General features: G+C 59.4%; 10 protein-coding genes. 9 read left to right on the top strand and 1 reads right to left on the bottom strand.

All coding sequences use genetic code 11. The annotated features are described in order from the left end of the window. Positions 1 to 4 precede the first annotated feature (4 nt). From Tel_13675 to Tel_13635, 9 genes are all read left to right on the top strand, one after another. Positions 5 to 1207, top strand: a complete 1203-nt coding sequence (locus Tel_13675; protein ID ALP54098.1) for a sugar transferase — start codon at positions 5 to 7, stop codon at positions 1205 to 1207. A gap of 73 nt (positions 1208 to 1280) precedes the next feature. Beyond that, positions 1281 to 2780, top strand: a complete 1500-nt coding sequence (locus Tel_13670) for a hypothetical protein (protein ALP54097.1) — start codon at positions 1281 to 1283, stop codon at positions 2778 to 2780. A gap of 66 nt (positions 2781 to 2846) precedes the next feature. After that, positions 2847 to 4739, top strand: coding sequence for an asparagine synthetase B (locus Tel_13665; protein ALP54096.1), 1893 nt, complete (start codon positions 2847 to 2849; stop codon positions 4737 to 4739). Between the two features lie 44 nt (positions 4740 to 4783). Continuing rightward, on the top strand, positions 4784 to 6007 hold the full coding sequence (locus tag Tel_13660; GenBank protein ID ALP54095.1) for a glycosyl transferase family 1: 1224 nt from the start codon (positions 4784 to 4786) through the stop codon (positions 6005 to 6007). A 654-nt stretch (positions 6008 to 6661) separates the two neighbouring features. Then, positions 6662 to 7891: a glycosyl transferase family 1 gene (locus tag Tel_13655; protein ID ALP54094.1), complete on the top strand. Its 1230-nt coding sequence runs from the start codon at positions 6662 to 6664 to the stop codon at positions 7889 to 7891. A gap of 705 nt (positions 7892 to 8596) precedes the next feature. Next, complete coding sequence (locus Tel_13650; protein ID ALP54093.1) at positions 8597 to 9988, top strand: capsule biosynthesis protein CapK; 1392 nt, start codon at positions 8597 to 8599, stop codon at positions 9986 to 9988. A 746-nt stretch (positions 9989 to 10734) separates the two neighbouring features. Then, positions 10735 to 11946 carry a hypothetical protein gene (locus tag Tel_13645; protein ALP54092.1) on the top strand — a complete coding sequence of 404 codons (1212 nt, stop codon included), beginning with the start codon at positions 10735 to 10737 and terminating at the stop codon, positions 11944 to 11946. Next, positions 11939 to 12772, top strand: coding sequence for a formyl transferase (locus Tel_13640; GenBank protein ALP54091.1), 834 nt, complete (start codon positions 11939 to 11941; stop codon positions 12770 to 12772). Before Tel_13645 ends, Tel_13640 begins: the two co-directional genes overlap by 8 nt. A 120-nt stretch (positions 12773 to 12892) precedes the next feature. Further along, positions 12893 to 14080, top strand: a complete 1188-nt coding sequence (locus Tel_13635; GenBank protein ALP54090.1) for a hypothetical protein — start codon at positions 12893 to 12895, stop codon at positions 14078 to 14080. 65 nt (positions 14081 to 14145) lie between these two features. Here Tel_13635 and Tel_13630 read toward each other — a convergent pair whose 3' ends face one another. Continuing rightward, positions 14146 to 15252 (bottom strand): hypothetical protein, encoded by a 1107-nt coding sequence (locus Tel_13630; protein ID ALP54089.1) that lies wholly within the window; start codon positions 15250 to 15252, stop codon positions 14146 to 14148. Positions 15253 to 15566: the final 314 nt, after the last annotated feature.

Raw genomic sequence — 15566 nt, 5'->3', positions numbered from 1 at the left:
GGCGATGAAGAAGAAACTGCTTTACCTGGTGCATCGCATCCCTTATCCGCCCAATAAGGGCGACAAGATCCGTTCCTTCAATATCCTCAAGTGTCTGGCTCGGCATTATGAGATTCATCTCGCCACCTTCGTCGATGACGACGATGACTGGCAGCACCGGCCGGCCTTGGAGGCGTATTGCGCCGACGTCTATGCCGCGCCTCTAAACCCCGCGGTGGCGAAGCTCAAGAGTCTGCCCGCCCTGCTGGGCAGTGCGCCCTTGAGTCTGCCGTATTATCGCCAGGTCGGTCTGGCCGATTGGGTGGAGGCGCAGCGGATGCGGCATGAGTTTCACGCCGTGCTGGTGTTCTCCTCCGCCATGGCCCAGTACGTCATGGGTGAACGCTGGTCCGGTGTGCGCCGCGTGATCGATTTCGTCGACGTGGATTCGGACAAATGGCGGCAATATGCCGCGGCTAAATCCTGGCCCATGAACTGGATTTACCGGCGCGAGGGCCGCACCCTGCTGGCCTATGAGCGCAAAGTCGCCGCTTGTTTCGATAACAGCTTTTTTGTCTCGGAGCAGGAGGCGGATTTGTTCAAGAGCCTGGCGCCCGAAGCGGCGCCGCGGGTGAGCTTCGTCAACAACGGTGTGGATACGGATTATTTCACGCCGCAGCAGGACTATGTCAGTCCCTATGCCGAGGGCGAGCAAGTGATGGTGTTTACCGGGGCCATGGATTATTGGGCCAACGTGGACGCCGTCAGCTGGTTCGCAGAGCAGGTCTTGCCGCGGGTGCGTGAGCGCCATGCGCGGGCGCGCTTCTACATCGTCGGTTCGCGTCCCACGCGTCAAGTGCAACAGCTGGCCGATCAAGACGGCGTGACGGTGACCGGCGCGGTAAAAGACATCCGCCCCTATCTGGCCCATGCGTGTATCGCGGTGGCGCCGCTACGCCTGGCCCGCGGCGTACAGAACAAGGTGCTGGAGGCCATGGCCATGGCGCGGCCGGTGGTGGCTACGCCCCAGGCCCTGGACGGCCTGGAGGCTCAGGTCGGCGTCGAGGTATTGCAGGCCGACAATGAAGCGGCCTTTGTCGATACCCTGGACACGCTGATGCAACAGGACCAGGCGGATGATCTCGGCCCGGCGGCGCGCAGGCGGGTGATCGAATCCTACAGTTGGCAGCACAATCTGTCGCGTTTAGAGACCATGCTGGCCGGATAATGCTATGAATGCAGAACAGCACACCATAACCCAAGCAGGTGGACCCGCAATCTCGCCGACCACTATCGCCACGTTGATTGCCCTGACCCTGGCCGCGGGGCTGCTGATATTTTGGCCGACCAGCGCCTCCATGGTGGCCATCTGGTGGCGCTCCGAGACCTTCGCCCACGGGTTCTTTATTCTGCCCATCAGTCTCTACTTTATCTGGCAGCGGCGCGAACAGCTTGCCCATACGCCTTTGCGGCCTGATTACAAGGCCCTGGCGCCCTTGTTCGCTTTGGGCATGCTGTGGTGGTTGGCCAATGCCATCGACGTGCTGGTGGTGCAACAGCTGGCGCTGGTGGCCATGCTGCCGGTGCTGGTGTGGGTCGTGTTCGGTTGGCGGATGCTGCGCAGCTTAGCCTTTCCGTTGGGCTTTCTTATCTTTGCCGTCCCCATGGGCGAAGGCCTGATCCCGCCGCTGATGAACTTTACCGCCGAATTCACCGTCAAGATGCTGCAACTCACCGGCATCCCCGTGTTCAAGGAAGGACTGTTCTTCGAGATACCGGGCAGCCGCTGGTCAGTGGTGGAAGGCTGCAGCGGGGTGCGTTACCTCATCGCCTCCGTCACCCTGGGGGTGCTTTACGCCTATGTCACCTATCGCAGCCTGACGCGCCGCCTGCTGTTTGTCCTGGCGGCCATCGTCGTTCCCATCATCGCCAACGGGCTGCGCGCCTACATGATCGTCATGATCTCCCATCTCAGCGACCACAAACTGGCCCATGGCGTGGATCACTTTATTTACGGCTGGGTGTTCTTCGGTATTGTCATGCTGTTGTTGTTCTGGCTTGGATCGTTTTGGCGCGAAGACGACGAAGCCCGGCAGCCGCAGATCGACGCCCAGTCTGCGGAAAGTCCAGGGGCGCCTTGCGTCGACCGTAAGTCCATGTCCGTTGCCGCGCTGGCGGCCTTCGCCGTGTTGATCATCTGGCCCGCTGCGGCCGCTATCAACACTCACCAAGATCAAGGTTTGGACGTAAACCTAAGCATGCCCGAGGCCCAGAACGGTTGGCGTCAAGCGCCCACATCGCTGACGCCATGGCGGCCGCGTTATCTGGGTATGGACGCCGAGCTGGAACAGACCTACGTCAAAGACGGTCGACGTGTCAGTCTGTATCTGGCCTATTATCGCACGCAGCGCCAGGGCGCCGAGCTTATCAACTCCCAAAACGTGATGGTGGAGCAGAAACACCCCGTATGGAGTCAGGTCGGTAACCGACCCGCCCAGTTGCAGGTGCGTGGTGAGCAACTCCCCATCCGCAAGGCAAAGCTGCGCTCCGCCCAGCAAAATCTTGTCGTTTACTATTGGGATTGGTTCGGCGGCGAATATGCCGCCAACGACTATGTCGCCAAACTGTTGGAGGCAAAGAACACCCTGTTGGGTGGGCGCACCGATGCCGCAGGGGTTATCATCGCCGCCGAATTCGAGACCGAAGCGACGCGGGCCGAAGCGCTTATCAAAGAATACATTTCCGATATGTATCCGGCTGTTGAAACCAGCCTTTACCGAGCGAGTGAGCCCGGACCCTGATCGGACGCTAACGATGAAATAATCATGAACCGCGTGGGACAGGAATAACAAGAATCTATAAAAACTATGTGTGGATTAGTAGGCATCTTCGACAGAACCGGCAGGCGCGACATCGACGCCGGGTTGCTGTCGCGCATGAACGAGACCCAGTACCACCGCGGTCCCGACGAAGGCGGTATTCATACCGAGCCCGGCGTCGGCCTGGCGCACCGCCGGCTGTCCATTATCGATTTGTCCAGCGGCCAGCAACCCCTGTTCAACGAAGACGGTTCGGTCGTGGTGGTCTACAACGGCGAGATCTACAATTTCCCGGAGTTGAGCACACGGCTCAAAGAATTGGGCCACAGCTTCCGCACCCATTGTGATACCGAGGTCATCGTCCATGCCTGGGAAGAGTGGGGCGAGGCCTGTGTCGAGCGCTTTCGCGGTATGTTTGCCTTCGCCCTGTGGGACCGCAATCGGCAGACCCTATTTCTGGCGCGCGATCGGCTCGGCATCAAGCCGCTTTACTACGCGCAGTTGGATGACGGCCACATTATCTTCGCTTCCGAACTCAAGGGGCTGCTGGCCCATCCGGGTCTGCAGCGCGATATTGACCCCCGCGCGGTGGAGGATTACTTCGCCTACGGTTACGTGCCCGATCCCAAGACCATCCTGCGTCAGGCGCGCAAGCTGGCGCCCGGCCATATCCTCACGCTGCGTCATGGTCAGGCCTTGCCCTCTCCGCGACAGTATTGGGATGTAAGCTTTAGCAGTAGCGGGCCCGGCGACGAGATTCTGGCCGGTAGCGAGTTGCTCGAGCGGCTCAAAGAAGCCGTGGATATCCGCCTGGTCGCCGAAGTGCCGCTGGGCGCCTTCCTCTCCGGCGGTGTCGATTCCAGTGCCGTGGTGGCCATGATGGCCGGCCTGTCCGATAAACCGGTGAATACCTGTTCTATTTCGTTCGGCGACCCCAAATTCAACGAGGCGCGCTATGCCGCCCAGGTGGCCGAGCGTTATCACACCGATCACCAGGTGGAGGAGGTCAATCCGGACGACTTCGACCTGATCGACAAGCTGGCCGGCCTCTATGACGAACCCTTTGCCGACAGTTCCGCCATGCCCACCTACCGCGTCTGCCAGCTGGCACGCAAACGCGTCACCGTGGCCCTCTCCGGTGACGGCGGCGATGAGAACCTGGCCGGTTACCGCCGTTATCGCTGGCACCTGCATGAAGAACGGATGCGCGCCTTTATGCCCGCGGCCATCCGCCGGCCCGTCTTCGGTCTGCTGGGCAAGCTGTATCCCAAGGCGGATTGGGCCCCCAAGGTGCTGCGCGCCAAGTCCACCTTCGAAGCCTTGGCGCGCGACAGCGTGGGCGGCTATTTTCACAGCGTTTCACATCTAGGCGATCCGCTGCGCAGCCGACTATTCAGCCGGCAGTTCAAAGACCAACTGCAGGGCTACAACGCTGTCGATGTTCTCAAGCAACATGCCAAACACGCCCCGGACCACCCGCTATCCTTTGTTCAGTACCTGGATATCAAGACCTGGTTGGCGGGCGACATCCTCACCAAGGTAGACCGCGCCAGCATGGCCCATTCCCTGGAAGTGCGGGTGCCGTTGCTGGACCACAAGCTGGTGGAATGGATGGCCACCTTGCCGCCCGATATGAAACTCAAGGGCGGTGAAGGTAAGGCCGTATTCAAAAAGGCACTGACGTCCCATCTGCCCCACGACATTCTGTATCGTCCCAAGATGGGTTTCTCCGTGCCCCTGGCCAGCTGGTTTCGCGGGCCACTCAAAGAGCGTGTGCGCCAGGCGGTGCTGGGGCCGGTGCTGGCCGAGACCGGCTATTTCAACAGCAGGTTTCTGAAAGAGATGGTGGACCAGCATCAGTCGGGGCGGCGCGATTACAGTGTGCCGCTGTGGTCATTACTGATGTTTGAATCCTTTGCGCGCCAGGTGCTGCGTTGTTAATAACCTTCCTATCATGGTGAACAATAACAAGAGGTCGTCATAACATGCGTATCCTGCATGTCCTGGATCATTCCATTCCCCTGCACAGCGGTTACACCTTCCGCAGTCGCGCCATCCTGCAGCAGCAGCGCGAATTGGGTTGGGAGACGTTTCATGTGACCGGCCCCAAGCACAACGTCGCCGCCACGGTGGAGGGCGATGTGGAAGAGGTGGACGGCCTGCGCTTCTACCGTAGCCCGACACCGAGCGGCTGGATGACCCGCTTGCCGGTGCTGAATCAATGGGCGATCGTGGCGGCACTGGAAAAAAGGCTGGAAGAAGTGGTGAAGGAAGTGCGACCGGATATTCTCCATGCCCATTCGCCCATGTTGGATGGGGAAGCGGCCGTGCGCGTGGGCAAGCGCCATGGTATTCCGGTGGTGTATGAAATCCGCGCCTTCTGGGAGGATGCGGCGGTGGATCACGGTACCGCCACAGAGGGTGGGTTGCGTTATCGCCTCACCCGCGCACTTGAAACACGGGTCATTCACCGCGCCGATGCCGTGACCACGATCTGTGAGGGCCTGCGCAAAGAGATCGTGGCACGCGACGTGGCGCCGGAGAAGGTCACCGTGATTCCCAACGCCGTCGACATTGCGCGCTTCCAGGCCGACCGCAGCGCCGACCCGACCTTGCAGGAAGAACTGGGACTGAAGGACAAATGGGTGCTCGGTTTTATCGGTTCCTTCTACGCCTATGAAGGACTGACGCTGTTGCTCAAAGCCTTTCCCGAAATTCTCAAGCAGCGCCCCGATGCGCGCCTGCTGTTGGTGGGCGGCGGCCCCAAGGCGGATGAGTTGCGCAGGATCACCGAGGAACAGGGGCTACAGGCGCATGTCATTTTCACCGGCCGGGTGCCGCATGAACAGGTGCAGCGCTATTACGACCTGGTCGATATCTTCGTCTATCCGCGCCTGCCTATGCGTCTTACCGAGATCGTCACGCCGTTAAAACCGCTGGAGGCCATGGCGCAGAAGCGCCTTGTGGTGGCCTCGGACGTGGGGGGTCATAAGGAGTTGATCCGCGACGGCGAGACCGGTTGGTTGTTTCCGGCCGGCGACGCCCATGCCCTGGCGAATTGCGTACTGGGTGTGTTAAGTCAAACTGCGCGTCTGCCCGAGGTGCGCGCGGCGGGACGGCGCTTTGTGGAAGAGGAGAGAAATTGGGTCGCAAGCGTGAGGCGTTACAAGCCGGTATATGAACGTTTACTTGGTGCCGGCGTTGAGTAAGTGCCATGGGCCGAGGGGGGGTGGGCAGTATGAGCAGTGTTCCCCCCTTTGTAAAAGGGGGTTAGGGGATTTAAGCGGCTGAGCCAACCCCATTCATCTGCAGGGGGTGCTAAGCAAGAAAAAATCCCCCTCAGTCCCCCTTTAAGAAAGGGGGAGGCGGGTGTGGTGGCTTCAGTGTTGCATGGTGGGCGGTATGAGCAGTGTTCCCCCTTTGAAAAAGGGGGGTTAGGGGGGATTTAAGCGGCTGAGCCAACCCCATTCATTTGCAAGGGGTGCTAAGCAAGAATAAATCCCCCTCAGTCCCCCTTTAAGAAAGGGGGAGGCGGGTGTGGTGGCTTCGCTGTCGCATGGTGTGTGTGGTATGAGCAGTATTCCCCCCTTTGAAAAAGGGGGGTTAGGGGGGATTTAAGCAGCTGAGCTAACCCCGTTCATCTGCATGGGGTGCTAAGCAAGAATAAATTCCCCTCAGTCCTTTATGCCCTGTGGGTGCCCTTTAAGAAAGCGGGAGGTGAGTGTGGTGGCTTCAGTGATGGGCCCAACCCGGCGCAGGCCGAAACCACGCCGGGTGACGGCATTAAGTAAGTACCATGAAAATGGAGTAGCCTCGAGGCTATTCAAAGCAGCCAAAAAAACCTTATTGATATTTTGAATACAATGGATGATGTACAGCCAAAACTCCTGGTCTTCACCACCCTGTTTCCCCATCCCGGGCAGCCCAAGGCAGGGTTGTTCATCCGCGAACGTATGTTCCGAGTAGCCAAAGAACTTCCCTTGGTGGTGGTGGCCCCGGTGCCGTGGTTTCCCTTGCAGGGGATCATCCGCAAATGGCGCCCGCACTTTCGCCCGCCGGCCCCACGCTTCGAGATTCAGGAGGATATTGAGGTCTATCACCCGCGCTTCTTCTCGATGCCCGGACTGTTCAAGTCGCTGGATGGCTTTTTTATGGCCCTGGGCAGTCTGGCCACACTGCGCAAGCTGAGGCACCGATTTGGGTTCAACATTATCGATGCACATTTCGCCTATCCCGACGGTTATGCCGCAACGCTGCTGGGCAAATGGCTGCGGCGACCGGTGACCATCACCCTACGCGGCACTGAAGTGCCGCTGGCCAAACTGCCCGGCCGGCGCCGGCGCATGATCCAGGCGATGAAAAACGCCGACCGCATATTCTCCGTATCGGAATCCTTGCGTCAGCACGCCATCGCTTTGGGCATCGATCCCGACAAGATTCGGGTGGTGGGCAACGGCGTGGACACGGAGAAGTTTCGGCCCGTCCCCCGCCCAGAGGCGCGCGCTCAACTGGGCATCGAACAGGATGCGCCGGTGTTGATCTCGGTGGGGGCCTTGGTGGAACGCAAGGGGTTCCATCGAGTGATCGAGCGCCTGCCCGCCTTGTGTCAACGCTTCCCCGGGCTGCGCTATTTGATCGTTGGCGGCTCCAGCCCCGAAGGGGACTGGACCGAGCAGTTAAACCGGCTAGTGGCAGAGCTGGGACTGGAAGAGACTGTGTGCTTTCTGGGTGCGCTGCCCCCGGAAGCGTTGAAGCTGCCCTTGTCGGCCGCCGATGTGTTTGTGCTTTCGACCCGCAACGAGGGCTGGGCCAATGTCTTCCTCGAGGCCATGGCCTGCGGCCTGCCGGTGGTGACCACGGACGTGGGCGGCAATGCCGAGGTGGTGGCCCATGAAGGCTTGGGTACTATTGTCCCCTTTGGTGACCGCGAGAGACTGGAACAAGCCTTAATCGATGCCTTGGATAAGGCGTGGGATCGTAGCGTGATCCTCGATTATGCCCGGGCCAATGCCTGGGAGCGCCGAGTGGCGGTATTGACGGAGGAATTCGGTCGCCTGGTCAACAGCGGGTATTCCCATTTTGGTAAGGAATAGGGGGGCGCTCGGTGGGCAGCAGATATGGGTGGTGGTCTTGTCGAGGCGCTGAAATCCCCCTCAATCCCCCTTTAATAAAGGGGGAGATGGGGGATTTATAAAAAGGTCAGCAAAGCCCGGAGCCATGAGTGAACAGCAAGGTGTGTGAAATCCCCCTCAATCCCCCTTTAATAAAGGGGGAGGTTGCTGGGGCGGCTTCGGCAGCGGCGATGCCGCCATACCCATTCCCCCCTTTGAAAAAGGGGGGTAGGGGGGATTTATAAAAAGGTCAGCAACGCCCGGAGCCATGAGTGAACAGCAAGGTGTGTGAAATCCCCCTCAGTCCCCCTTTAATAAAGGGGGAGGTTGCTGGGGTGGCTTCGGCAGTGGCGATGGCCGCCATACCCATTCCCCCCTTTGAAAAGGGGGGTAGGGGGATTTATAAAAAGGTCGGCAACGCCCGGAGCCATGAGTGAACAACAAGGTGCGTGAAATCCCCCTCAATCCCCCTTTAAATAAAGGGGGAGGTTGCTGGGGCGGCTTCGGCAGTGGCGATGGCCGCCATACCCATTCCCCCCTTTGAAAAAGGGGGGTTAGGGGGGATTTAAAAAGCTGGGCGAACACACCGACGCTAAAAGTGAACGGCGGGGTGTTTAAAAACCCCTCACGCCCCCTTTAATAAAAGGCCAGGTGGTAAAGTAAGCGCCAAAATAGTCAAAGCAAGCCATGCATCCATTTCTGACAAAAAAAATCATCTATCCCTTGCACGAGCGGCTCATGCATCGCCCCACCTTTCCCTATGCGGCGGCGCTGGAAAAAAGCCAGTGGTTGTCCCGCGAAGATGTTGAGCAATTGCAGCTGGGCAAGCTGAAAGAGCTGCTACAAATTGCCGCCGCCCATTGTCCTTGGCATGCGGCCCGTATCCGTGAAGCGGGTCTGGAACTGAGTCACGCGGCGCCGCTGAGTCTGGAGGCGCTGCGCCGCTTGCCCACCATGAGCAAACATGACGCCATCCAAAACGGCGATGACATGGTCTGGCGCGATGTGCCCGGCGGCGCCTTCAAATACAACACCGGCGGTTCCAGCGGTCAGCCGCTGATCTTTTATTTTGGCCGCTGGCGCCAGGCCTCGGACGCCGCCGGGCGTATCCGCGCGCGGCGCTGGTGGGGTGTGGACGTGGGCGACCGCGAGGTCTATCTGTGGGGCGCGCCTGTGGAGTTGAACAAGACCGATCGCATCAAGCAGTTGCGCGACCGCCTGTTCAATCAGTTGGTGCTCAACGCCTTCGAAATGTCGCCGCAAAACATGGATGACTACATGGAGGCGATCCGCGCCTACCGGCCCAAGTGCATCTACGGCTACGCCAGCAGCATCGCCCTGCTGGCCGCCCACGCCCAGGCGCGCGGCAGGGACCTTAGATTGCCGAGCTTGAAGGTGGTCTGTACCACCGGCGAGCCGCTCTATGAGCATCAGCGCGAGTTGATCCAGACGGTCTTCGGCGTGCCGGCCGCCAACGAATTCGGCAGCCGCGATATCGGTTTTACCGCCCATGAGTCGCCCGGAGGGCAGATGCTGCTCATGAGCGAGAGCATCATTCTGGAGGTGCTCGGTGCGGATGGCCAACCCGTGGCGCCCGGCGAAGTAGGCGAGGCGGTCATGACCGGGCTTTGCTCCCAGGCCCAGCCCTTCATCCGCTATCGCACCGGTGACATGGTGTGTCAGACCGATGAGATCTGCTCGGCCGGCCGCGGCCTGCATGTGATCGGCGAGGTGATGGGCCGCACCACGGACTTTATCGTGCGCGCCGACGGCACCATCATGCACGCCCTGGCGGTGATCTACGTGCTGCGCGCAGTGCAGGGGGTGGAGGAATTCAAGTTGATTCAGCACGCCGTCGACAAAATTGAAATACAGGTCGTACAGAATCCGCGGTGGACGGCCGCCTGCGCCGCCGAGATCGAGCGGGGCATCCAGGCGCGGCTAGGCGCTGAGGTGCGGGTCGAACTGCGCTTGTTGGACGAGATCCGGCCCGAGGCTTCGGGCAAGCATCGCTATGTGGTGAGTCACGTGGCGCTGGATGATGGATTGCGCACGGCCGAATCATCGCCTGATTCATAAATCTTTTTTATGTCCCCCTCCTACAAACATGGGGGCAGGGTAGGATTGCAGAGCTCGCCGAAGAAACCGATGCTACAGCTCAGCTGCGAATTCGGTTAAATCCCCCTCAATCCTTTATGCCCTGTGGGTGCCCTTTGGTAAAGGGGGAAGTGGGGCATCGGGCTTCGACCAATGTGCTGTCCACCAACACCATTCCCCCCTTTGAAAAAGGGGGGGTAGGGGGGATTTATAAAAAGGTCGGCAAAGCCAGCGGAGCCATGAGTGAACTGCAAGGTGCTGAAATCCCCCTCAATCCCCCTTTAAATAAAGGGGGAGGTTGGTGGGGCGGCTTCGGCAGTGGCGATGGCCGCCATTCCCAATCCCCCCTTTGAAAAAGGGGGTAGGGGGGATTTATAAAGTGCAGGCAGTACCACCGCTGCTATGAGCGAACCGCGAAGCGTATTAACCCCCCTCAATTTGCCTTTGGTATGGGGGCGGTGGCTGACCGGGCTTCGACCAGTGTGCAGTCCACCAACACCATTCCCCCCTTTGAAAAAGGGGGGTTAGGGGGGATTTAAGCGTGTAGGCAGCACCACCGCTGCGACGGGTGAATCGCGAAGTTTTTACATCCCCCTCAATTCTCGATGCTTTGTGGATGCCCCTTAAGGGGAGGTTGGTATAATGGCGCCTATTTGCCCATTAGCCCTCGAGTATCGGGTTCCACGCCAGACTGCCGATGAAATAAGAAGTAATAAAGGAAGCAATTCATGAATCCAAGCATTTTGCTGGCCCTGCCGTTTCGCTACAAGCCCTGGCGGCCGCGTCATCTGCGTTTAATTACCGGCGACGTGGTCGGGATGTCCCGCCAGCCCGAGCACGACCACAAGACCCACCTTGAGGCCGCTATCGATTGGCTTTGCCGAGCCCAGGACGTATGCGATGGCGGTCCCGACGCGGGCGGCGTGGCGGCAGGCTGGAGCTTTGAGGACGGCTGGCTGCCCGGCTATCCCGAGACCACCGGCTATATCATTGAAACCTTCCTCGCCGCCGCCGAGATCCTGCAGCGGCCCGAACTGGTGCAGCGTGCCCAACGCATGATTGACTGGGAGCTCTCCCTGCAGCAGGACGACGGTGCCTTTCCCGGCCATTTCGGCGAGCGCGGCAGCCATCCGGTCATCTTCAATACCGGCCAGATCATGCACGGCATGCTGGCCGGCTATCTGCAACTGGGGCGCCAGGCTTGTCTGGAGGCGGCGGTGAAGGCCGGCGAGTGGCTGGTCCGGCACCAGGAAGAAGACGGCAGCTGGCGCCACTATGAACACAACGGCGTGCCCCATGTCTACAATACCCGCGGCACCTGGGCGCTGCTCAAGACCGCCCTGGTGGCCGGCGACGAAGCGCTGAAACAGGGGGCGATCAAGCACCTCGACTGGGCCCTGTCGCAGCAGACCCCCTCGGGCTGGTACGCCACCAATGCCTTCACTCTCAACCGTTCCCCCTTCACCCATACCATTGCCTATGCCATCCGCGGCTTTCTGGAAAGCGGCCTGCTGCTGGGCGAGGAACGCTACCTGCGCTCGGCCCTCAAGGCGGCCAAGGGCATGGCCAAGGTGCAACGTGAGGACGGCTGGCTGGCCGGCACCTACGGTGACGGCTGGGAACCCACTGCTTCTTATTGTTGTATCACCGGCGTGGCGCAGATGAGCCTGAACTGGCTACGCCTGGCCCAGGACGGCGCCGCTCCCGAGCTGCGTCAGGCGGCGCAAAAGGCCATCGGCTACGTGAAACGTACCCAACGCATCAACGCCGCCGACGAGGTGGTGCGCGGCGGCATCGCCGGATCGGCCCCCATCTGGGGTGATTACTCCCGTTTCGAATATCCCAACTGGGCGGCCAAGTTCTTCGCCGACGCCCTGATGATGGACATGGCCGACATCGCCGTGCCGCCCGCGTCGATCCAGAGAGCCACCGATGTCTGATCTCTCCGTCATGATTCTGTGCGGCCGCTCGCCGCGGCATCTGCACGTCGCCAACCGGCTGTGCCGCGCCGGGCGGCCCGTGGCCATCGTCCAGGAGGTGGGCAGCGATCTCAACGCCGCCAAGGTGTTCAAGCTGCTCGCCAGCCCGACCAAGTTGTGGCGCAAGGTGTGGCGCTGGCTGCGCGACCGGCGCCGTTATGTCGGTAACGGCGAGGCCAACTTCTTCTTCGGTGAGCAGCCGCCCAAGCTGGAGCGGGAGGACCTGGTCGTGGAAGTGCCCCATATCAACCATCCTGACGTGGTGGCCCTGGCCGACAAACTCCAGCCCGACGTCATCGCCGTCTTCGGCACCTCCCTGATCAAGGGCGAATTATTGGAAAAAGGACGCCTGGGCATCGTCAATCTGCACGGCGGACTCTCGCCCCACTACCGCGGCGCCGACTGCACCTTCTGGGCACTGCACAACGGCGAACCCGAGCAGATTGGCTGCACCCTGCACTTTATCGACGCCGGCATCGATACCGGCCACCTCATCGCCTATGTCTCGCCCGAGGTCAAGGAGGGTGACGATGAATTGACCCTGTTCTGGAGAGCGGTGCGCGACAGTGCCGAGGTCTATGCCGAATTGTTGGACCGCCTTCAGCGTGGTGAGCAGTTCGGTCAGGATCAGGCGGAGAAGGGCAGGCTCTACCAGGTCAAGGACCGGGGGCTGAGACACGAGCAACATCTGGACAAGAAGATGCGGGAGGGGATGCTGAAAGATATCGACCTGCCGCCCAGGGTAAAGTGGTTCACCAAAGACGCAGCGAGCCAAGATGCCGGATAAGCGTAGCGAAGGGATATCATAGTGAGAGCGCTCGTCTTAACGCTGATTGTCTTCGCCACGTTGCCATTCATTTTACGGCAGCCCCATATCGGCGTTTATGTATGGTCGTGGCTGGGGTATATGAACCCCCATCGCCTTGCCTGGGCCACCAGCATCCAATATGCCGAGATCGTCGCGGCCGCCACATTGCTTGCAGTCATCTTCACCAAGGAATCCAGAAAAATCCCCTGGACTCGCGAAACCATCGTCCTGACCGTATTCATCATTTGGATGTTGATCACCACCTTCTTCGCCCAGATTCCGGACGCCGCCTGGTTCAAGTGGGGCAAGGTATGGAAGGTGATGTTGTTTATTTATATCACTCTGATGTTTATCAATGATCCTAAGCGCCTTCAGATCCTGGTGTGGGTAATCGTCGTCTCGCTTGGCTTTTACGGCTTCAAAGGAGGCATTTTCACACTCCAAACAGGCGGTTCATATCTCGTATTGGGGCCGGATGGATCGTTTATCAGTACCCGCGGCGAAATCGGGACGGCTTTGAATATGACCATTCCACTGATGCGCTACCTCCAACTGAGTACTCCTAACCGATGGATCAAGCATGCCATGACGATTTCGATCGGTTTGACCATATTCGCGGTAGTCGGCACGTCGTCCCGCGGCGCGTTTCTGGGGCTGATCGCTGTCTTGTTCTTCCTGTTCATGAAAAGTCGGGGCAAGATCCTGTTGGCAATCGTCATTGCCGCATCAAGCTTTGCTGCGTTCAATTTTATGCCGGCGGAGTGGAAGGAGCGCATGCACTCCATTGAAACATACGAGGAGGATGCCTCGGCCATGGGACGCCTCGATGCCTGGGAATTCGCGATCAATGTGGCCAACCGAAACCCCCTGGTCGGCGGCGGCTTTGAAATGACCGCCGGGCGCCGTGCCGCCCACAGTATCTATTTTCAGATACTGGGTGAGCACGGCTATGTGGGCCTGGGGCTGTTCCTGGCACTGGGCGCGTTTACCTGGATGAGTGCCTCCTGGGTCAAACGAAAGACCAAACGACACGAGGAGATGCGCTGGGCGGGGGACATGGCAGCCATGCTGCAGGTCAGCATCGTCGCCTTTGGCGTGGGTGGGGCGTTTATCAGTCTGGCCTATTTCGACCTTATCTATCACTTCGTCGCCATGGTGGTGATATTGAAAGTGTTGACGCTCAACTATCTGGCGAATCCTGAGAAGGTTAAAGCCGTCGGGCAAGCGCGGCAGGAGCCGGGGAATGGCGGGCGCATGAAATACGGGAACGTAGACATCGGGCCCTGAGCCCCGTTTATAAGACCGTTTCGGGTACCGGTTTCGGGGTGGGTTTCAATGACATCAGCACCCGGTCATTTTTGGTCCAACAGGTCGAGATAGGTCTGTTCCAGGGCTCTTACGGGTTGATGGGTAAAATGCCGCTCGATATGTTCCCGCGCCTGTGCACCCATTCTGGTCCTTAGAGCGGCATCCGACACCAATGTCTCGACCTGGAGTGTCATCGTATCCAGGTCCTCTTTAGGAAACAGATAGCCGGTTTCGCCATGCACAACCACTTCCGGAATGCCGCCGACCTGAGCGGCTACCACCGGTTTCGACACCGCCCCGGCCTCGAGCAGAATCAGGCCGAAGGGTTCCTCCCAGCGGGAGGGAACCACGATCATGTCTGACGAGGCGTAAATATTGGGAATATCTTCCCGGAACCCGACATAGTGGATATTCGGAGTGTCGCCGATTTCCGCCCGCAGCGCCTCCTCGGTATAGGCGTTGCCCTCATCCGCCGGCTTACGGCATTTGCCGGCGATGATAAAGACGACATCGTCGTGCTGCAGGCGCTTGGCCATAGCGATGAACAGATCCACCCCCTTGATCTTCTTGATCTGGCCGATGAAGCTGACCACCACCTTGTCGGTATCGATCCCCAATTCACCGCGTATGCTGATGCCCTGGGTAAACTTTTCCGGCTCGACGGCGTTGTGCAGCACGCGCTTTGGTACACCCGGCGGCAAGGCATGTTTGGAGATATATTCCGAAACGGCGACGATAAGGGATGAATATTTGACGAACGGACCGGGTTCTTTGGGAAGAACATGGTAGTGAGTCACAATGGGAACGCCCGCCAGCTTGGCCGCCAAGACCTCGGCCGGTCGCCAGTAGACCCCGTTGATGTGGAGGATGCGGACTTTGTTCTGCTTCAGGAAGCGTATGAATCGATACAGCGTCTTTAAATACTCGAGAATGCCCTGGGGTTCGTGCAGTTTTCCCCAGACCTCATAACGAATACCCAGGGACTCAAGGGTGGGGATGATGCGGCCCCGATAAGGCAAAAGGACGATGGGCTCGAATTTTGATCTGTCGAGCAGCCGCAGGTTGGTGAACAGGACCCGGCTTGCACCGCCCCATTCAAAGGCGGAATTCGCGGTAAAACAAACGATGATCTTTTCGGCGCTATTATTCATTTATGTGTGACTTATACCTGTTTTTACCTTCCACGCCGATGGAAAGGGTTGGGTCGCCGACCCGGTTTCGCAGGGCGCTACAGGAGATGCGTTTGACCGCGCAGAATACCGTACCCCCGCCCAAAGCGCGAACGCCATCAATAACCTTATAACTAATAAGTGTATTAGTGGAGTATGGCGCTATGGGCCTCCCCATGCGTATCTCACGGTGTCGAAATCCCCGCGCTTGCCCGGGTACGGGAGAAGCCGCTGCGATAGCGGGCGCTACCCTCCAACGGCTGTAAAGAAAATCGACATATCCGGTGTGGTGTCAT

This window comes from Candidatus Tenderia electrophaga, from assembly GCA_001447805.1.
GTDB lineage: Bacteria > Pseudomonadota > Gammaproteobacteria > Tenderiales > Tenderiaceae > Tenderia > Tenderia electrophaga.
Note: the sequence above shows the minus strand (reverse complement) of the source record. Positions and strands in the feature narration are given on the sequence as shown.

Excerpts from the sequence above, each read along its gene's own strand:
- Tel_13675 (ALP54098.1), top strand. The coding sequence starts at position 5 with ATGAAGAAGAAACTGCTTTACCTGGTGCATCGCATCCCTTATCCGCCC.
- Tel_13665 (ALP54096.1), top strand. The coding sequence starts at position 2,847 with ATGTGTGGATTAGTAGGCATCTTCGACAGAACCGGCAGGCGCGACATC.
- Tel_13660 (ALP54095.1), top strand. The coding sequence starts at position 4,784 with ATGCGTATCCTGCATGTCCTGGATCATTCCATTCCCCTGCACAGCGGT.
- Tel_13655 (ALP54094.1), top strand. The coding sequence starts at position 6,662 with ATGGATGATGTACAGCCAAAACTCCTGGTCTTCACCACCCTGTTTCCC.
- Tel_13650 (ALP54093.1), top strand. The coding sequence starts at position 8,597 with ATGCATCCATTTCTGACAAAAAAAATCATCTATCCCTTGCACGAGCGG.
- Tel_13645 (ALP54092.1), top strand. The coding sequence starts at position 10,735 with ATGAATCCAAGCATTTTGCTGGCCCTGCCGTTTCGCTACAAGCCCTGG.
- Tel_13640 (ALP54091.1), top strand. The coding sequence starts at position 11,939 with ATGTCTGATCTCTCCGTCATGATTCTGTGCGGCCGCTCGCCGCGGCAT.
- Tel_13635 (ALP54090.1), top strand. The coding sequence starts at position 12,893 with ATGAACCCCCATCGCCTTGCCTGGGCCACCAGCATCCAATATGCCGAG.
- Tel_13630 (ALP54089.1), bottom strand. The coding sequence starts at position 15,252 with ATGAATAATAGCGCCGAAAAGATCATCGTTTGTTTTACCGCGAATTCC.